The organism is Streptomyces sp. A012304 (genome assembly GCF_026008495.1).
Classification (GTDB): Bacteria; Actinomycetota; Actinomycetes; order Streptomycetales; family Streptomycetaceae; genus Streptomyces.
In genome coordinates this window covers 16,180-32,140 of record NZ_BQUN01000013.1, presented here as the reverse complement: position 1 = coordinate 32,140, position 15,961 = coordinate 16,180, and the positions used below count along the sequence as shown (strand labels likewise).

Below are 15,961 nucleotides of genomic sequence, written 5' to 3'. Positions count from 1 at the left end.
GCGCGGGCCACCCCGCAAACCGTCCACCCCAGGGCGGCGGACACCGACACCCCGTCGGAGTCCGCCGCCCTGTTCGTGTGCGGGTCGGCCGGCCCCCCGGACCACAGCCCCCAGCCCCGCAGCCGTCAGCCCAGCGCCGACTTCACCGCGTCGGCCAGCCGCCCGGCGACCGACTGCGCCTGCTCGATGTCCGCAGCCTCGACCATCACCCGGACCAGCGGCTCGGTCCCCGACGGCCGCAGCAGCACCCGCCCGGTCGACCCCAGCTCCCGCTCGGCCTCACCGACGGCGGCGGCCAGCTCGGCGGAGGAGGACACCCGGGACCTGTCCACGTCGGGCACATTGATCAGTACCTGCGGCAACCGCTCCATGACGGACACCAGCTCCCGCAGCGACTTCCCGCTCTGGGCGACCCGAGCCGCGAGCATCAGCCCCGTCAGCGTGCCGTCCCCGGTCGTCGCGTGATCCAGGATGATCACATGCCCGGACTGCTCACCGCCGAGCGCGTACCCGTGCTGCTTCATCTCCTCCAGCACATACCGGTCACCGACGGCGGCCTGCACCAGCTGGATGCCCTCCCGCTCCATGGCCAGCTTGAAGCCGAGGTTGGACATGACGGTCGCGACCACGGTGTCCGAGCGCAGCACCCCCCGCTCCCGCATGGCCAGCGCGAGCACGGACAGGATCTGGTCGCCGTCCACCTCGTCGCCGGTGTGGTCCACGGCCAGGCAGCGGTCGGCGTCCCCGTCGTGCGCGATACCGAGGTGGGCCCCGTGCTCGACGACGGCGGCCTTCAGCTTCTCCAGGTGGGTGGAGCCGCAGCCGTCGTTGATGTTGAGGCCGTCCGGCTCCGTGCCGATGGTGACGATCTCCGCGCCGGCCCGGGCGAACGCCTCCGGCGAGACCCGCGCGGCGGCGCCGTGCGCCTCGTCGAGGACGATCTTCAGCCCGTCGAGCCGGTTGGGCAGGACGGCGATGAGGTGGGCGACGTACCGGTCGAACCCCTCGTCGTACGAGCGCACCCGTCCCACGCCCGCGCCGGTCGGCCGGTCCCAGGGCGCGCCGGTGCGGTGCTCCTCGTAGACGGACTCGATCCGGTCCTCGAGCTCGTCGGCGAGCTTGTGGCCACCGCGGGCGAAGAACTTGATGCCGTTGTCGGGCATGGCGTTGTGGCTGGCGGAGAGCATCACGCCGAGGTCGGCGCCGAGCGCGCCGGTCAGGTACGCGACGGCCGGGGTGGGCAGCACGCCCACGCGCAGCACGTCCACACCCGCGCTGGCCAGGCCGGCGACCACGGCCGCCTCCAGGAACTCCCCGGACGCGCGCGGGTCCCGTCCGACCACCGCCGTCGGCTTGTGGCCCTCGAAGGTGCCCGCCTCGGCCAGCACATGCGCCGCCGCGACGGACAGACCGAGCGCCATCTCGGCCGTGAGATCCGCGTTGGCGACACCGCGCACGCCGTCCGTGCCGAAGAGTCGTCCCACTTGTCCTCCTGAGGAAGCGTCAGTTTCGGTAGCCGTTCGGCGTCTCGGATGGTCGGCGCGGCTCCCGCATCCGGGCATTTGATGCCCTGAACATCCGATCACACAAGCGTCTGAGCACCTTGTGCCGTTATACGCCCATGGCTGAGATAAGACGAACGCCCCGGCGGCACGTTGCGTGCCACCGGGGCGTTCGGAGTACGTGCAGGCAGCTCTGATCAGCGCTTGCTGTACTGCGGCGCCTTACGGGCCTTCTTCAGACCGGCCTTCTTGCGCTCGACCGCACGGTCGTCGCGGCGGAGGAAGCCGGCCTTCTTCAGCGGGCCGCGGTTGTTGTCGACGTCGGCCTCGTTCAGCGCGCGGGCCACACCGAGACGGAGGGCACCGGCCTGGCCGGAGACACCGCCACCGGCGATGCGGGCGATGACGTCGTAGCGACCCTCGAGCTCGAGGACCTTGAACGGCTCGTTGACTTCCTGCTGGTGCACCTTGTTCGGGAAGTAGTCCTCGAGGGTGCGACCGTTGATCTTCCACTTGCCGGAGCCCGGGACGATCCGGACGCGGGCGATGGCGTTCTTGCGGCGGCCCAGGCCGGCGGCCGGCTGGGGCTCGCCGAAGCGGGAGGCCAGGGACTCCGAGGTGTACTCGCCCTCGACGGGGACCTCGGACTCGGTGGTGTAGCTGTCGATGTCAAGCTCTTCGAGCGGCTGCTCGGCAGTGGTCTCGGCCACGGTTCTCCTCAGATTCTCTTGGCTTGGGGTGGGTGGCCGGACTTACTGCGCGACCTGGGTGATCTCGAACGGCTGCGGCTGCTGCGCGCCGTGCGGGTGCTGGTCACCCTTGTAGACCTTCAGCTTCGAGAGCATCTGACGGCCCAGCGAGTTCTTCGGGAGCATGCCCTTGACGGCCTTCTCGATGGCCTTCTCGGGGTTCTTGTCCAGCAGCTCGTCGTAGCGGACGGAGCGCAGACCACCCGGGTAGCCGGAGTGGCGGTACGCCATCTTCTGGGTCCGCTTGTTGCCGGAGAGGTGCACCTTGTCGGCGTTGATGATGATGACGAAGTCACCAGCGTCGACGTGCGGCGCGTAGATCGGCTTGTGCTTGCCGCGGAGCAGGGTGGCGGCGGTGGTGGCCAGACGGCCCAGGACGACGTCCTGAGCGTCGATGACGTGCCACTGGCGCGTCACATCGCCGGGCTTGGGGCTGTACGTACGCACGGTTCGTAGCCTTCGCTTCGAGTGAGTGGTCCTGACAGGTCACCGAAGACGATCACGACAGCCCTGACCGCACCGCGGTGACGCAAACCGCGTGCTGGTCGCTGGTCATCGGCCCGGTGGACCGGTGTAAGGGCCCGTCCCGTGAGAATGAGCAAGCCAATACACAACGAAGATGCAGGATACCCGTGGCGCGTCGGCCGGGTCAAAACGAGCCCGGCCGGCCCGTCCGTGTCACCGCGGGAACACCCCCCGTGACCACGCCCGGAGGTGGCCCGCGCCACATGTGCGGCCGCCCGGCCGGCCCCGCCGCCCGGCCCGGTCGCGGTGGCCAGCGGGAACGCCGTACCAACCACCCGGACATGTCGTCTTTGCCCGCACTCTTCCCCGGAACGCGGGGCGCGGCGGGGCCCGTTGAGGCGGAACAGCACACCCGCGGCCCCGTCTAAGATGCGGCCCATGAGCTATGGGCAGGGGGGACCTCCGTCCCAGTGGGATCCGTGGAAACCGAACTCCCAGCAGCCGTGGAGCAGCGGCGCAACGGATCCGGCACCGGACTGGGCCGCGCTCGCCGAGGCGTCCGAGACGCGCAACAAGCGCCGTCGGCTGTTCCTCATAGGCGGGGGCGCGCTCGCGACGATCGCCGTCGGCACGGCCGTGGCCATGGCCGTGGTGTCGGCGAACGACGGTGACGAGGCGGACAACCGGCCGACCTCCTCGCTGCCCGCCTCCGGGGACCTGCCGAGCGCGTCCACCGACCCGTCCTTCGCCCCGACCAGCGCCCCGCCGCCGCTGGACCCGAAGGAGTTCGTCTCCAGCAAGGACAAGGACACCGCCCCCAACGGGCCGGACATCCTCTTCCCGGGCACGCAGCTGACGATGGGCTCGGCGGTCTACAAGAAGGCCGCGAAGGCCGACACCACGAGCTGTGTCACCGCCGCCCAGGGCACCCTGCCCAAGGTCCTGACCGCCAACGGCTGCACCCGGTTCATGCGCGTCACCTACGTCAAGGACGGCGTCGCGGCGACGGTCGGCGTGGCCGTCTTCGACACCGAGGCCCAGGCCCTCAAGGCCAAGGCCGACGCCGACAAGAAGAGCATCGTCAAGGCCCTCGCCGGCGACGGCGTCAAGGCCTTCTGCAACGCCGCGATCTGCCGCTCGACGACCAATTCCTACGGCCGGTACGCCTACTTCACCCTCACCGGCTTCACCGACGGCAAGGACGTCACCACGAAGGACACGCAGGTCTTCACCACCGGTGACGACCTCGCCGAGTTCGCCTTCCAGCAGATCCGCCGCCGCGGCGAGACCCAGGCCTCGGCGGCGGCGAACCAGTAGCCCCGGCTACCGGCAGCACCCGGCCCCGGGCAGCGTCCGCTTGTTCCGCGCCTCCTTGGTGCGCGCGGCCAGCAGCTCGTCGGCCGGGTAGCCGACCTCCTCCAGAGTCAGCCCGTGCGGCCGTACGACGTGTACCGCCGAGTCCCTGACGCCCGCGGCGAGGACCTTGCCCGGCCAGTCCGGCGGCCGGTGCCCGTCGCCCACGAACAGCAGCGCCCCGATGAGCGAGCGCACCATGTTGTGGCAGAAGGCGTCCGCCCGGACGGTCGCGGTGACGATCCCGTCGTCGCCGCGCCGCAGACTCAGCTCCTGCAACGCGCGGATCGTCGTCGCCCCCTCCCGCTTCTTGCAGTAGGCGGCGAAGTCGTGCTCCCCGAGCAGCCGCCGCGCGGCCTCGTTCATGGCGTCGACGTCCAGCGGCCAGTCGTGCCACAGCACATGGTTGCGCAGCAGCGGATCCACACCGCCCGGATTGTCGGTGACCCGGTAGGCGTACCGCCGCCAGATCGCCGAGAACCGGGCGTTGAAGCCGCTGGGCGCCTCTCTGAGGGCCCACACCCGGACGTCCTTGGGCAGCCGCCCGGCGAGCCGCTTGAGCAGCTTCTCGTGGTGCTCGACCCACACCTCGCGCGGCAGATCGACATGGGCGACCTGCCCCCGGGCGTGCACGCCGGCGTCGGTCCGCCCGGCCACCGTCAGCTCGTACGTCTCCCGGGACCGGGTGACGGTCCGCAGGGCGTCCTCGATCTCCCCCTGGACGGTCCGCCGCCCGCCGGCCTGCTTGGCCCACCCGGAGAACTCGGTCCCGTCGTAGGAGAGGTCCAGGCGCACGCGCACGGACCCGGGCTGTACTTCGTCACTCACCTCTGCGTCCTCCCAGCGGCCGCGTCCTCGTCGGAAACGTGGAACGGGCCCGCCCCTGAGGGCGGACCCGTTCACAGCGAGACAGAGCCTCAGGCGTCCTTGGACTCCTCGGCCGGAGCCTCGTCGGCCTTCGCCTCGGCGGCGTCCTCGACGACGACCTCGTCGGACTTGGCCTCGGCGGCCTCGTCCTTCTTCAGGGCGTCTTCCTTGACGGCGCGCTTGGTGGCGGCCTCGGCCTCACCCGTCGCCTGCTGCGCCACGGTCAGCGCCTCGACCAGCTCGATGACGGCCATGGGCGCGTTGTCGCCACGGCGGTTACCGACCTTGGTGATGCGGGTGTAGCCACCCGGACGGTTCTCGTAGCGCGGGCCGATCTCGGTGAAGAGCGTGTGGACGATGCCCTTGTCCGTGATGACCTGGAGCACCTGACGGCGGTTGTGAAGGTCGCCCTTCTTCGCCTTGGTGATCAGACGCTCGGCGTACGGGCGCAGGCGGCGGGCCTTCGCCTCGGTGGTGGTGATACGGCCGTGCTCGAAGAGCGCCTTCGCGAGGTTCGCGAGGAGCAGCTTCTCGTGCGCGGCGCTGCCGCCCAGACGGGCACCCTTGGTGGGCTTCGGCATGGTTCTTCTCCTGTGTGTCTGCCCCGGCCGTATCAGGTACCGGGGTCAGTATCCGAGCGAGCGGTTGCCCGTCGGAGATCCGGGAGCGTCCCCGAAGGGGCGCTCCCGGAAGGGGCGCGGGGAACTGCGTGACCAGCCGCGGCCGGCCCGCAGGCGCAGTACTGCCCTCCCCGCGGAGCGTCTCAGTACTGCTCGGTCTCGACGAACCCGGCGTCCGCGTCGTCGTCCGCGCCGAAGGCGTCCGCAGCGGCCGTGGGGTCGAATCCGGGCGGGCTGTCCTTGAGGGCCAGGCCCATGCCGGCCAGCTTCGCCTTGACCTCGTCGATCGACTTCGCACCGAAGTTGCGGATGTCGAGGAGGTCCGCCTCGGAACGCGCGACGAGCTCACCCACGGAGTGGATGCCCTCACGCTTGAGGCAGTTGTACGACCGAACGGTGAGCTCCAGCTCCTCGATCGGCAGCGCCAGGTCGGCGGCGAGCGCGGCGTCCGTCGGGGACGGACCCATGTCGATGCCCTCGGCGTCGATGTTCAGCTCGCGGGCGAGACCGAACAGCTCGACCAGGGTCTTACCGGCGGAGGCCATGGCGTCACGCGGACGCATCGCCTGCTTGGTCTCGACGTCGACGATCAGCTTGTCGAAGTCGGTGCGCTGCTCGACACGCGTGGCCTCGACCTTGTACGTGACCTTGAGCACCGGCGAGTAGATCGAGTCGACCGGGATACGGCCGATCTCCTGGCCCACCTGCTTGTTCTGCACGGCGGAGACGTAACCACGGCCACGCTCGACCGTGAGCTCCATCTCCAGCTTGCCCTTGCCGTTGAGCGTGGCGAGGACCAGGTCGGGGTTGTGCACCTCGACACCGGCCGGGGGCGCGATGTCGGCGGCGGTGACCAGACCCGGGCCCTGCTTGCGCAGGTACATCACGACCGGCTCGTCGTGCTCCGAGGAGACGACCAGCTGCTTGATGTTGAGGATCAGGTCGGTGACGTCCTCCTTGACGCCCGGCACGGTGGTGAACTCGTGCAGGACGCCGTCGATCCGGATGCTGGTGACAGCCGCACCGGGGATCGAGGAGAGGAGGGTCCGACGCAGGGAGTTGCCGAGGGTGTAGCCGAAGCCCGGCTCCAGCGGCTCGATCACGAACCGGGAGCGGAACTCGTCGACGACCTCTTCGGTCAACGAGGGACGCTGAGCGATCAGCATGTTGCGATCCTTCTGTCAGGGGCGCCCGCTATTTGACGCCCTGAGGTACTACAAGAGTACGGGCGGCACGACCTGAAAGAGCCGTACCGCCCGGACCGAAAGCCGGTCGAGAGCGACCGCGTGTCAGACGCGACGACGCTTCGGCGGACGGCAGCCATTGTGCGGGGTCGGGGTGACGTCCTGGATGGAGCCGACCTCGAGGCCCGTGGCCTGCAGGGAACGGATGGCGGTCTCACGACCGGCGCCCGGGCCCTTGACGAAGACATCGACCTTGCGCATGCCGTGCTCCTGAGCGCGGCGGGCAGCCGACTCGGCGGCCATCTGCGCGGCGAACGGCGTGGACTTGCGGGAGCCCTTGAAGCCGACGTGGCCGGCGGAGGCCCAGGAGATCACGTTGCCGGCCGGGTCCGTGATGGACACGATCGTGTTGTTGAACGTGCTCTTGATGTGCGCCTGGCCGTGCGCGACATTCTTCTTTTCCTTGCGGCGCACCTTCTTGGCAGCGCCCTGACGTCCCTTGGGGGGCATGTCGAAAACTCCTACGGGAGGTGGTCGGTCCTACAGCGAAGACCGCTGGACGGCGAGTCCGCTGCGGACTACTTCTTGCCCGGCTTCTTCTTGCCGGCGATGGCGCGACGCGGGCCCTTGCGGGTGCGGGCGTTGGTGCTGGTGCGCTGACCGCGGACGGGCAGGCCGCGACGGTGACGCAGGCCCTGGTAGCAGCCGATCTCGACCTTGCGGCGGATGTCGGCCTGGATCTCGCGACGGAGGTCACCCTCGGTCTTGATGTTGTTGTCCACGTACTCGCGGATCGCGACGAGCTGCTCCTCGGAGAGGTCGCGAACGCGGGTGTTCGGGTCGACGCCGGTCGCAGCCAGCGTCTCCTGCGAGAGGGTCCGGCCGATGCCGAACACGTAGGTGAGGGCGACCTCCACGCGCTTGTCGCGCGGGATGTCAACACCGGAAACGCGTGCCATTCAATGGCTCCTGGTGATCTTCGGAGGTCTTCCGCAGAACCGGCTCCCAGCCGCCGTATGAGGTACGAACTGGGTCCCCGGCCTCCGAACCGGGGGTGTCAGGCAGAAAAAAATCCCCGCCTGGGTCCTGCGTATGAACATATTCAGCTCGCGTCGCGCGAAGTTTCTGCGGAAGGCAGAGGGGTGCGATCTGTGTGCGATCAGCCCTGGCGCTGCTTGTGGCGCGGGTTCTCGCAGATGACCATGACCCGACCGTGACGGCGGATCACCCTGCACTTGTCGCAGATCTTCTTGACGCTCGGCTTGACCTTCATGGGATGTGAGGTTCTCCGGGTCAGTTGCCGACGGCCCCGCACGAACGACGGGCGGGGCCTGGGGCAAGATCTACTTGTAGCGGTAGACGATCCGGCCACGCGTCAGGTCGTACGGAGACAGCTCCACCACGACCCGGTCGTCAGGGAGGATGCGGATGTAGTGCATACGCATCTTGCCGCTGATGTGTGCCAGGACCTGGTGGCCGTTCTGGAGCTCGACCTTGAACATGGCGTTCGGCAGAGACTCGACGACAGTGCCCTCGATCTCGATGGCACCTTGCTTCTTGGCCACGCTTCGCCCTTCGAATCGACTACCTTGATCGACTCCTGGGCTTTCCCCGAGGGGCGCATGCGGACATGCGGGTGCACAAGAGCCGACGAGTCAGTCTACGTCAGCGCACCCGGAAACACGAATCGAGACAGCCTGCCCCACCGCGGAGATCATTACGCAAGGGGATCCGGCGCGGCTTCGACGCCGTACTCGGCGAGCTTCGCCCTGCCGCAGTCGGGGGCGGTCAGGACCAGCGGGCCCTGTTCGGTCAGGGCCACCGAGTGCTCCCAGTGGGAGGACCAGGTGCCGTCCGTCGTGATGACGGTCCAGTCGTCCGAGAGGACCTCGGTGCGCGGGGTGCCCAACGACACCATCGGCTCGATGGCCAGGCAGAAGCCGGGCACCAGCTTGGGGCCCTTGCCACGGCGGCGGTCGACGTAGTTCAGCAAATGCGGGTCCATGTGCATCTCGGTGCCGATGCCGTGGCCGCCGTAGTCCTCGATGATGCCGTAGCGGCCGCCGCCGGGCTTCGGCTGACGGCGGATATAGGTCTCGATGGCCCGCGACACGTCCACGAGACGGTTGCCCTGCTTCATCGCCGCGACACCGGCCCACATCGACTCCTCGGTCACCCGGGAGAGCTCGACCAGCTCCGGCGAGTGACCGGAGCCGACGAACGCGGTGTAGGCGGCGTCGCCGTGCCAGCCGTCGACGATCGCGCCGGCGTCGATGGAGATGATGTCGCCGTCCTTGAGGACGACCTCGTCGGACGGGATGCCGTGGACGACGACCTCGTTCACCGACGTGCAGATGGTCGCGGGGAAACCGCCGTACCCGAGGAAGTTCGACTTCGCGCCGTGCTCGGCGATCACCTTGCGGGCGACCTCGTCCAGGTCCTTCGTCGTCGCCCCCGGCACGGCCGCCTCCCGGGTCGCCGCGTGGATGGCCGCGACGACCAGCCCCGCCGCACGCATCTTGGCGATCTGCTCGGGGCTCTTGATCTGCACCATGGGGACTACGGCCTTTCTGGACCGGAGGGGAAGACGAACGCTTCAACGATACGTGGCTGCGCGGGCGGCCAGGGCCCCCACGCAGCAGCCGCGGCCCCCCTCCCGGGGAACCGCGGCTACGGGGCCTACGAGCGGCTACTCGGCGCTGTCCTCGCGCTTGAGCGCCTTCAGCGCGCGGGCGGTCACCTCGTCCACCGGGCCCATGGCCTCGATGGTGACGACCAGGCCCTGCGCCTTGTAGTAGTCGATGATCGGCTCGGTCTGCGTGTGGTAGACCTCCAGCCGCGTACGGACCGTCTCCTCGGAGTCGTCGTCGCGCTGGTAGAGCTCACCGCCGCAGACGTCGCAGACGCCGTCCTTCGCGGGCTTCTTGTACGTCACGTGGAAGACGTGCGAGGAGTCGTTGCGGCAGATACGCCGGCCGGCGATCCGCTTGACGACCTCCTCCTCGGGGGCCTCCAGGTCCAGCACCGCGTCCAGCTTGATGCCCTCGGTCTCGAGGAGCTCGTCCAGCGCCTCGGCCTGCGAGACGTTGCGCGGGAAGCCGTCGAGCAGGAAGCCGCGCTCGGCGTCCGGCTGCTCCATGCGGTCCTTGGCCATGGCGATGGTCACCTCGTCGGGGACGAGGTTGCCGGCGTCCATGTAGGACTTCGCGAGTTTCCCGAGTTCCGTCTGCTGGCTGATGTTGGCGCGGAACAGGTCGCCCGTGGAGATGTGCGGGACGCGCAGCTTCTCGGCCAGGCGAGTGGCCTGCGTTCCCTTTCCGGCGCCCGGCGGCCCGACGAGGACGATTCGCATCAGCGGAGGAACCCTTCGTAATTGCGCTGCTGAAGCTGGCTCTCGATCTGCTTCACCGTCTCGAGACCGACACCCACGATGATCAGGATGCTGGTACCACCGAACGGGAAGTTCTGGTTTGCCCCGAAACCAACCAACGCCATCGTCGGTACAAGAGCGATCAGCCCCAGATACAGCGAACCCGGCCAAGTGATCCGGTTGAGCACGTAGGAGAGGTACTCAGCGGTCGGTCGGCCAGCCCGGATGCCCGGGATGAAGCCACCATACTTCTTCATGTTGTCGGCGACTTCCTCGGGGTTGAACGAGATCGCCACGTAGAAGAACGCGAAGAAAACGATCAGCAGGAAGTACGAAACGATGTAGTACGGGTGGTTGCCCGTGACCAGGTGCCGTTCGATCCAGGACTTCCAGGCGGAGTCACCGTTGGAGAACTGCGCGATCAGCGCCGGGATGTAGAGCAGCGACGACGCGAAGATGACGGGGATCACACCCGCCTGGTTCACCTTCAGCGGGATGTACGTCGAGGTACCGCCGTAGGAACGGCGGCCGATCATGCGCTTCGCGTACTGGACGGGGATGCGGCGCTGGGCCTGCTCGACGAAGACGACCAGCGCGACCATGACCAGGCCGACGGCGATGACGGTGCCGAACTCGATCCAGCCGCCCGCCAGGGTGCCCTGCTTCTTGATGGCCCACAGAGCGGAGGGGAAGGTCGCGGCGATCGAGATGAACATCAGGATCGACATGCCGTTGCCGATGCCGCGGTCGGTGATCAGCTCACCGAGCCACATGACGACGGCGGTACCGGCGGTCATGCAGATGACCATGGTGATGGTCGTGAAGATCGCGCGGTCCGGGACGATGTTCGACGCGACGGTGCAGCCCGAGAACAGGGCGCCGCTGCGGGCGGTGGCCACCAGGCCGGTGCCTTGCAGGATGGCCAGCGCCACGGTCAGGTAACGGGTGTACTGCGTGATCTTCGCCGTGCCGGCCTGGCCCTCCTTCTTCAGGGCTTCCAGGCGCGGGATGACGACGGTCAGCAGCTGAAGGATGATGCTCGCCGTGATGTACGGCATGATGCCCAGCGCGAAGACCGTGATCTGCAGCAGCGCGCCGCCGCTGAACATGTTGACCAGACCGAAGAGGCCCTGGTTGCCGGAGGCCTCGTCCACGCAGATCTGGACGCTCTTGTAGTCGACACCCGGGATCGGAATATGGGTGCCGACCCGGTAGACCACGATGATGCCGAGCGTGAAGAACAGCTTCTTGCGCAGGTCGGGCGTCTTGAACGCCCGGGCGAACGCGGTGAGCACGGTGCCTCCTGCGACCCCCGCGCATCTGCGTCAAGGGTGACGGTGTTGAGGTTCCAATAAGAACAACGACATGTGTAACGGTCGACTGCCGCTCAAGGTGCCCCATGAGACGCACCTTGTGAAAGTGGGCAGTGCAGGCCACCTTACCGGCGAGACTGCCGCCCTAGGAACGACCAACCGGGGATACCCCATTTTGTGGGGTATCCCCGGTCGGGATCGCTCAAGTCATCGAGACGCCTGTGATCAGACGAGCTCGGTGACGGTACCGCCGGCGGCGGTGATCTTCTCCTTGGCGGAGCCGGAGACGGCGTCGACCGTCACCTGCAGCGCCACGGAGATCTCGCCCTGGCCGAGGACCTTGACGAGGCTGTTCTTGCGCACGGCACCCTTGGCCACGAGACCCTCGACCGTGACCTCGCCACCCTCGGGGTAGAGCGCGGCCAGCTTGTCGAGGTTCACGACCTGGTACTCGGTCTTGAACGGGTTCTTGAAGCCCTTCAGCTTCGGGAGGCGCATGTGGAGCGGCATCTGGCCACCCTCGAAGCGCTCCGGAACCTGGTAGCGGGCCTTCGTGCCCTTGGTACCACGACCGGCCGTCTTACCCTTCGACGCCTCACCACGACCGACACGGGTCTTGGCGGTCTTGGCGCCCGGGGCGGGACGGAGGTTGTGGATCTTGAGCGGGTTGTTCTCCGCCATGATCAGTCGACCTCCTCGACCGTCACGAGGTGGCGGACGGTGTGCACCATGCCGCGGAACTCGGGGCGGTCCTCCTTGACGACCACGTCACCCAGGCGCTTGAGGCCCAGGGAACGCAGGGTGTCGCGGTGGTTCTGCTTGCTGCCGATGTAGGACTTCGTCTGCGTGATCTTGAGCTGCGCCATGATTACGCACCCACCCCGGCACGCGCACGAAGGAGAGCCGCGGGGGCGACGTCCTCGAGCGGCAGACCACGGCGGGCCGCGATCTCCTCGGGACGCTGCAGGCCCTTCAGGGCCTCCACGGTCGCGTGCACGATGTTGATCGCGTTGTCGGAGCCGAGCGACTTCGACAGCACGTCGTGGATACCGGCGCACTCGAGCACGGCACGCACCGGACCACCGGCGATAACACCGGTACCCGGGGACGCGGGCTTGAGCAGCACGACGCCGGCAGCCTTCTCACCCTGGATGGGGTGCGGGATGGTGCCCTGGATACGGGGGACCTTGAAGAAGTGCTTCTTGGCCTCCTCAACGCCCTTGGCGATGGCGGCCGGCACCTCCTTGGCCTTGCCGTAACCGACACCCACGGTGCCGTCACCGTCGCCCACCACGACCAGCGCGGTGAAGCTGAAGCGACGACCACCCTTCACAACCTTGGCGACGCGGTTGATCGCGACGACGCGCTCAACGTACGCGGTCTTCTCGGCGGCAGCAGCGCCGCCGTCACGGCCCTTCCGGTCCCGCCGCTCGCCGCCACCGGCACCGCTTCCGCGGCGCTGGGGTCCAGCCATTGGATTACCTCTCTCTTTCCGCTAGCTACAAGCGGCTCAGAACTTGAGCCCGGCCTCGCGGGCGGCGTCCGCCAGGGCGGCGATGCGCCCGGCGTACTGGTTGCCACCACGGTCGAACACGACGGCCTCGACACCGGCGGCCTTGGCACGCTCGGCGACCAGGGCGCCGACCTGCTTGGCCTGCGCGGACTTGTCGCCCTCGCCACCGCGGATCGACGTGTCCAGCGTGGACGCCGAAGCCAGGGTGTGGCCCTTGAGGTCGTCGATCACCTGCGCCACGATGTGGCGGTTCGAGCGGGTCACGACGAGACGGGGACGCTCCGCCGTACCGGAGATCCGCTTGCGGATCCGGATGTGACGGCGCTTGATCGCGGCGCGCTTGTAGGCGTCGCCCTTCAGGATCTTCTGCCCGTATGCCATGGCTTACTTACCCGCCTTTCCGACCTTGCGGCGGATGACTTCGCCCTCGTACTTGACGCCCTTGGCCTTGTACGGGTCGGGCTTGCGCAGCTTGCGGATGTTGGCCGCGACCTCGCCGACCTTCTGCTTGTCGATGCCCTCGACCTGGAAACGGGTCGGGGTCTCCACCTTGAAGGTGATGCCCTCGGGGGCCTCGACCAGGATCGGGTGGCTGTAACCGAGCGCGAACTCGAGGTTCGAGCCCTTGGCGGTCACGCGGTAACCGACACCGCTGATCTCGAGCTTCTTCACGTAACCCTGGGTCACGCCGGTGATCATGTTCGCCACCAGCGTGCGGGAGAGGCCGTGCAGGGCCTTGCTCTGACGCTCGTCGTTGGGGCGGGTCACCTGCAGGGTGCCGTCCTCGCCCTTGGCGATCTCGATCGGCGCCACGACGGTGTGGGTCAGCGTGCCCTTCGGGCCCTTGACCTCGACCGTACGGCCGTCGATGGTGACGTCCACGCCGGCGGGAACCGCGATGGGGAGCTTGCCGATGCGCGACATAGCTGTTTCCTCCGTTCCCTTCTGCTACCAGACGTAGGCGAGGACTTCCCCACCCACGCCCTTCTTGCCGGCCTGCTTGTCGGTGAGGAGCCCGTGCGACGTGGAGATGATCGCCACGCCCAGGCCGCCGAGCACCTTCGGCAGGTTGGTGGACTTCGCGTACACCCGGAGACCGGGCTTGGAGATCCGCTTGATGCCCGCGATGGAGCGCTCACGGTTCGGGCCGAACTTCAGCTCGAGGGTGAGGTTCTTGCCGACCTCGGCGTCCTCGACGCGCCAGCCGGTGATGAAACCCTCCTGCTGGAGGATCTCCGCGATGTGAGACTTGATCTTCGACGCCGGCATCGTCACGGAGTCGTGGTACGCCGAGTTCGCGTTCCGCAGACGCGTCAGCATGTCTGCGATCGGATCAGTCATGGTCATGAATTGGCCTGTGGCCTCTCTCGCCGGGGTTTCCTGATGCGCCATCCCTCTCCCCGATCCGAGACGGGACGGGTGCGGCGCGGTGGACCTACGGCGTAGTAAGTCGTACGGGCGCGACAGGCGCCCAACCCCACAAGCCTAAGCCATGCGGGGGTGGGCCCCTGTCCACCCAGTTGCTTACCGAGAGCCCGGGAAATCCCCGAAAGTGGGGACTACCAGGAGCTCTTGGTCACGCCCGGCAGCTCGCCACGGTGAGCCATCTCACGAAGGCACACGCGGCAGAGGCCGAACTTGCGGTACACGGAGTGGGGACGGCCGCAGCGCTGGCAGCGCGTGTAGCCACGCACACCGAACTTGGGCTTGCGAGCAGCCTTCGCGATGAGAGCCTTCTTCGCCATCTCGCTCACGCCTCCTTGAACGGGAAGCCGAGGTGACGAAGGAGCGCGCGGCCCTCAGCGTCGTTGGTCGCCGTGGTGACCACGGTGATGTCCATACCCCGGACGCGGTCGATCTTGTCCTGGTCGATCTCGTGGAACATGACCTGCTCCGTGAGACCGAAGGTGTAGTTGCCACGGCCGTCGAACTGCTTGGGGGACAGGCCGCGGAAGTCGCGGATGCGCGGCAGCGCGAGCGACAGGGTGCGGTCCAGGAACTCCCACATGCGGTCGCCACGGAGCGTGACGTGGGCACCGATCGGCTGACCCTCACGCAGCTTGAACTGCGCGATGGACTTGCGGGCCTTGGTGACGGCCGGCTTCTGACCGGTGATGGTGGTCAGGTCGCGGATCGCGCCCTCGATCAGCTTCGAGTCACGGGCGGCGTCGCCGACACCCATGTTGACCACGATCTTGACGAGGCCGGGGATCTGCATGACGTTCTCGTACTTGAACTCGTCACGCAGCTTGCCCGCGATCTCCTCGCGGTACTTCGTCTTCAGACGCGGAGTGGTGGTGGTAGCCATCAGATGTCCTCACCCGTCCGCTTGGCAACGCGGATCTTGTTGCCCTCGTCGTCGAAGCGGTAACCGACACGCGTGACGACCTTCTTGCCGTCCTTCTCCACGACCAGCTGGACGTTGGAGACGTGGATCGGCGCCTCGGTGGTCACGATGCCGCCGGCCTGCGAGCCCTTGGCGGTCGGGCCGGCCTTCGTGTGCTTCTTGACCCGGTTGACACCCTCGACCAGGACGCGGTCCTCGCGGGGGAAGGCCGCGATGACCTTGCCCTGCTTGCCCTTGTCCTTACCGGTGATGACCTGGACCAGGTCGCCCTTCTTGATCTTCATGCTTACAGCACCTCCGGCGCGAGCGAGATGATCTTCATGAACTTCTTCTCGCGCAGCTCACGGCCGACCGGGCCGAAGATGCGGGTGCCGCGAGGGTCGCCGTCGTTCTTCAGAATGACGGCGGCGTTCTCGTCGAAGCGGATGTACGAGCCGTCCGGACGGCGGCGCTCCTTGACGGTGCGAACGATGACCGCCTTGACGACGTCACCCTTCTTCACGTTGCCACCGGGGATCGCGTCCTTGACGGTGGCGACGATGACGTCACCGATGCCCGCGTAGCGGCGACCGGAGCCACCGAGCACACGGATGCAAAGGATCTCCTTCGCACCAGTGTTGTCGGCGACACGCAGTCGCGACTCCTGCTGGATCACGTCTATCTCCTGATCGTCTGCCG

Annotated in this window: 24 protein-coding genes; 1 reads left to right on the top strand and 23 read right to left on the bottom strand. The window is 67.8% G+C overall.

What is annotated here, in order from left to right; all coding sequences use genetic code 11:
• Positions 1 to 125 precede the first annotated feature (125 nt).
• The 3 genes from glmM to rplM all read right to left on the bottom strand — a co-directional run bounded on the left by glmM (position 126) and on the right by rplM (position 2,698).
• Complete coding sequence (gene glmM / locus ALMP_RS04285; protein WP_264924831.1) at positions 126 to 1,484, bottom strand: phosphoglucosamine mutase; 1,359 nt, start codon at positions 1,482 to 1,484, stop codon at positions 126 to 128.
• Positions 1,485 to 1,699: 215 nt separating this feature from the next.
• The gene (gene rpsI / locus ALMP_RS04280) at positions 1,700 to 2,212 is read right to left on the bottom strand and encodes a 30S ribosomal protein S9 (protein ID WP_030173946.1); all 513 of its coding nucleotides are present in this window, start codon (positions 2,210 to 2,212) and stop codon (positions 1,700 to 1,702) included.
• A 42-nt stretch (positions 2,213 to 2,254) separates the two neighbouring features.
• On the bottom strand, positions 2,255 to 2,698 hold the full coding sequence (gene rplM, locus ALMP_RS04275; RefSeq protein WP_019329618.1) for a 50S ribosomal protein L13: 444 nt from the start codon (positions 2,696 to 2,698) through the stop codon (positions 2,255 to 2,257).
• 456 nt (positions 2,699 to 3,154) lie between these two features.
• Here rplM and ALMP_RS04270 point away from each other — a divergent pair, with 456 nt between their 5' ends.
• Positions 3,155 to 4,033, top strand: coding sequence for a hypothetical protein (locus ALMP_RS04270; protein WP_264924830.1), 879 nt, complete (start codon positions 3,155 to 3,157; stop codon positions 4,031 to 4,033).
• Positions 4,034 to 4,039: 6 nt separating this feature from the next.
• On the opposite strand, the gene truA is transcribed toward ALMP_RS04270, so the two are convergent.
• The 20 genes from truA to rplN form a co-directional block, all read right to left on the bottom strand.
• Complete coding sequence (gene truA / locus ALMP_RS04265) at positions 4,040 to 4,897, bottom strand: tRNA pseudouridine(38-40) synthase TruA (RefSeq protein WP_264924829.1); 858 nt, start codon at positions 4,895 to 4,897, stop codon at positions 4,040 to 4,042.
• 89 nt (positions 4,898 to 4,986) lie between these two features.
• Positions 4,987 to 5,517 carry a 50S ribosomal protein L17 gene (gene rplQ / locus ALMP_RS04260; protein WP_264924828.1) on the bottom strand — a complete coding sequence of 177 codons (531 nt, stop codon included), beginning with the start codon at positions 5,515 to 5,517 and terminating at the stop codon, positions 4,987 to 4,989.
• A gap of 182 nt (positions 5,518 to 5,699) precedes the next feature.
• Positions 5,700 to 6,722, bottom strand: a complete 1,023-nt coding sequence (locus tag ALMP_RS04255) for a DNA-directed RNA polymerase subunit alpha (protein WP_003966937.1) — start codon at positions 6,720 to 6,722, stop codon at positions 5,700 to 5,702.
• Positions 6,723 to 6,845: 123 nt separating this feature from the next.
• On the bottom strand, positions 6,846 to 7,250 hold the full coding sequence (rpsK, locus tag ALMP_RS04250; RefSeq protein ID WP_010354218.1) for a 30S ribosomal protein S11: 405 nt from the start codon (positions 7,248 to 7,250) through the stop codon (positions 6,846 to 6,848).
• A 68-nt stretch (positions 7,251 to 7,318) separates the two neighbouring features.
• Positions 7,319 to 7,699 carry a 30S ribosomal protein S13 gene (gene rpsM, locus ALMP_RS04245; protein WP_030788235.1) on the bottom strand — a complete coding sequence of 127 codons (381 nt, stop codon included), beginning with the start codon at positions 7,697 to 7,699 and terminating at the stop codon, positions 7,319 to 7,321.
• Positions 7,700 to 7,899: 200 nt separating this feature from the next.
• Entirely contained in the window at positions 7,900 to 8,013 is a 114-nt protein-coding gene (gene rpmJ, locus ALMP_RS04240) for a 50S ribosomal protein L36 (protein ID WP_003998809.1), read from the bottom strand.
• 70 nt (positions 8,014 to 8,083) lie between these two features.
• The gene (infA, locus tag ALMP_RS04235) at positions 8,084 to 8,305 is read right to left on the bottom strand and encodes a translation initiation factor IF-1 (RefSeq protein ID WP_003948620.1); all 222 of its coding nucleotides are present in this window, start codon (positions 8,303 to 8,305) and stop codon (positions 8,084 to 8,086) included.
• Between the two features lie 152 nt (positions 8,306 to 8,457).
• The gene (gene map / locus ALMP_RS04230; RefSeq protein ID WP_264924827.1) at positions 8,458 to 9,294 is read right to left on the bottom strand and encodes a type I methionyl aminopeptidase; all 837 of its coding nucleotides are present in this window, start codon (positions 9,292 to 9,294) and stop codon (positions 8,458 to 8,460) included.
• Between the two features lie 135 nt (positions 9,295 to 9,429).
• On the bottom strand, positions 9,430 to 10,092 hold the full coding sequence (locus tag ALMP_RS04225) for an adenylate kinase (RefSeq protein WP_264924826.1): 663 nt from the start codon (positions 10,090 to 10,092) through the stop codon (positions 9,430 to 9,432).
• Entirely contained in the window at positions 10,092 to 11,405 is a 1,314-nt protein-coding gene (secY, locus tag ALMP_RS04220; protein WP_264924825.1) for a preprotein translocase subunit SecY, read from the bottom strand. Before secY ends, ALMP_RS04225 begins: the two co-directional genes overlap by 1 nt.
• A 243-nt stretch (positions 11,406 to 11,648) precedes the next feature.
• Positions 11,649 to 12,104: a 50S ribosomal protein L15 gene (rplO, locus tag ALMP_RS04215; protein ID WP_067018996.1), complete on the bottom strand. Its 456-nt coding sequence runs from the start codon at positions 12,102 to 12,104 to the stop codon at positions 11,649 to 11,651.
• Between the two features lie 2 nt (positions 12,105 to 12,106).
• Positions 12,107 to 12,289 carry a 50S ribosomal protein L30 gene (gene rpmD, locus ALMP_RS04210; RefSeq protein WP_009190145.1) on the bottom strand — a complete coding sequence of 61 codons (183 nt, stop codon included), beginning with the start codon at positions 12,287 to 12,289 and terminating at the stop codon, positions 12,107 to 12,109.
• Between the two features lie 2 nt (positions 12,290 to 12,291).
• Positions 12,292 to 12,897, bottom strand: a complete 606-nt coding sequence (rpsE, locus tag ALMP_RS04205; RefSeq protein WP_014674381.1) for a 30S ribosomal protein S5 — start codon at positions 12,895 to 12,897, stop codon at positions 12,292 to 12,294.
• A 36-nt stretch (positions 12,898 to 12,933) separates the two neighbouring features.
• Entirely contained in the window at positions 12,934 to 13,317 is a 384-nt protein-coding gene (rplR, locus tag ALMP_RS04200; RefSeq protein WP_019980869.1) for a 50S ribosomal protein L18, read from the bottom strand.
• Positions 13,318 to 13,320: 3 nt separating this feature from the next.
• Positions 13,321 to 13,860 (bottom strand): 50S ribosomal protein L6, encoded by a 540-nt coding sequence (gene rplF / locus ALMP_RS04195; RefSeq protein WP_264924824.1) that lies wholly within the window; start codon positions 13,858 to 13,860, stop codon positions 13,321 to 13,323.
• A gap of 24 nt (positions 13,861 to 13,884) precedes the next feature.
• Complete coding sequence (gene rpsH, locus ALMP_RS04190; RefSeq protein WP_116148541.1) at positions 13,885 to 14,283, bottom strand: 30S ribosomal protein S8; 399 nt, start codon at positions 14,281 to 14,283, stop codon at positions 13,885 to 13,887.
• Between the two features lie 212 nt (positions 14,284 to 14,495).
• Complete coding sequence (locus ALMP_RS04185; RefSeq protein WP_003948630.1) at positions 14,496 to 14,681, bottom strand: type Z 30S ribosomal protein S14; 186 nt, start codon at positions 14,679 to 14,681, stop codon at positions 14,496 to 14,498.
• A gap of 5 nt (positions 14,682 to 14,686) precedes the next feature.
• A complete protein-coding gene (rplE, locus tag ALMP_RS04180) occupies positions 14,687 to 15,244 on the bottom strand; it encodes a 50S ribosomal protein L5 (RefSeq protein ID WP_007494758.1) in 558 nt (185 codons plus the stop codon).
• Complete coding sequence (gene rplX / locus ALMP_RS04175; protein ID WP_055517275.1) at positions 15,244 to 15,567, bottom strand: 50S ribosomal protein L24; 324 nt, start codon at positions 15,565 to 15,567, stop codon at positions 15,244 to 15,246. Before rplX ends, rplE begins: the two co-directional genes overlap by 1 nt.
• Before the next feature lie 2 nt (positions 15,568 to 15,569).
• Positions 15,570 to 15,938: a 50S ribosomal protein L14 gene (gene rplN / locus ALMP_RS04170; protein ID WP_003998823.1), complete on the bottom strand. Its 369-nt coding sequence runs from the start codon at positions 15,936 to 15,938 to the stop codon at positions 15,570 to 15,572.
• Positions 15,939 to 15,961: the final 23 nt, after the last annotated feature.

Excerpts from the sequence above, each read along its gene's own strand:
- ALMP_RS04270 (WP_264924830.1), top strand. The coding sequence starts at position 3,155 with ATGAGCTATGGGCAGGGGGGACCTCCGTCCCAGTGGGATCCGTGGAAA.
- rplQ (WP_264924828.1), bottom strand. The coding sequence starts at position 5,517 with ATGCCGAAGCCCACCAAGGGTGCCCGTCTGGGCGGCAGCGCCGCGCAC.
- ALMP_RS04255 (WP_003966937.1), bottom strand. The coding sequence starts at position 6,722 with ATGCTGATCGCTCAGCGTCCCTCGTTGACCGAAGAGGTCGTCGACGAG.
- rpsK (WP_010354218.1), bottom strand. The coding sequence starts at position 7,250 with ATGCCCCCCAAGGGACGTCAGGGCGCTGCCAAGAAGGTGCGCCGCAAG.
- rpsM (WP_030788235.1), bottom strand. The coding sequence starts at position 7,699 with ATGGCACGCGTTTCCGGTGTTGACATCCCGCGCGACAAGCGCGTGGAG.
- rpmJ (WP_003998809.1), bottom strand. The coding sequence starts at position 8,013 with ATGAAGGTCAAGCCGAGCGTCAAGAAGATCTGCGACAAGTGCAGGGTG.
- map (WP_264924827.1), bottom strand. The coding sequence starts at position 9,294 with ATGGTGCAGATCAAGAGCCCCGAGCAGATCGCCAAGATGCGTGCGGCG.
- ALMP_RS04225 (WP_264924826.1), bottom strand. The coding sequence starts at position 10,092 with ATGCGAATCGTCCTCGTCGGGCCGCCGGGCGCCGGAAAGGGAACGCAG.
- rplO (WP_067018996.1), bottom strand. The coding sequence starts at position 12,104 with ATGGCGGAGAACAACCCGCTCAAGATCCACAACCTCCGTCCCGCCCCG.
- rpmD (WP_009190145.1), bottom strand. The coding sequence starts at position 12,289 with ATGGCGCAGCTCAAGATCACGCAGACGAAGTCCTACATCGGCAGCAAG.
- rpsE (WP_014674381.1), bottom strand. The coding sequence starts at position 12,897 with ATGGCTGGACCCCAGCGCCGCGGAAGCGGTGCCGGTGGCGGCGAGCGG.
- rplR (WP_019980869.1), bottom strand. The coding sequence starts at position 13,317 with ATGGCATACGGGCAGAAGATCCTGAAGGGCGACGCCTACAAGCGCGCC.
- rplF (WP_264924824.1), bottom strand. The coding sequence starts at position 13,860 with ATGTCGCGCATCGGCAAGCTCCCCATCGCGGTTCCCGCCGGCGTGGAC.
- rpsH (WP_116148541.1), bottom strand. The coding sequence starts at position 14,283 with ATGACCATGACTGATCCGATCGCAGACATGCTGACGCGTCTGCGGAAC.
- ALMP_RS04185 (WP_003948630.1), bottom strand. The coding sequence starts at position 14,681 with ATGGCGAAGAAGGCTCTCATCGCGAAGGCTGCTCGCAAGCCCAAGTTC.
- rplE (WP_007494758.1), bottom strand. The coding sequence starts at position 15,244 with ATGGCTACCACCACCACTCCGCGTCTGAAGACGAAGTACCGCGAGGAG.
- rplX (WP_055517275.1), bottom strand. The coding sequence starts at position 15,567 with ATGAAGATCAAGAAGGGCGACCTGGTCCAGGTCATCACCGGTAAGGAC.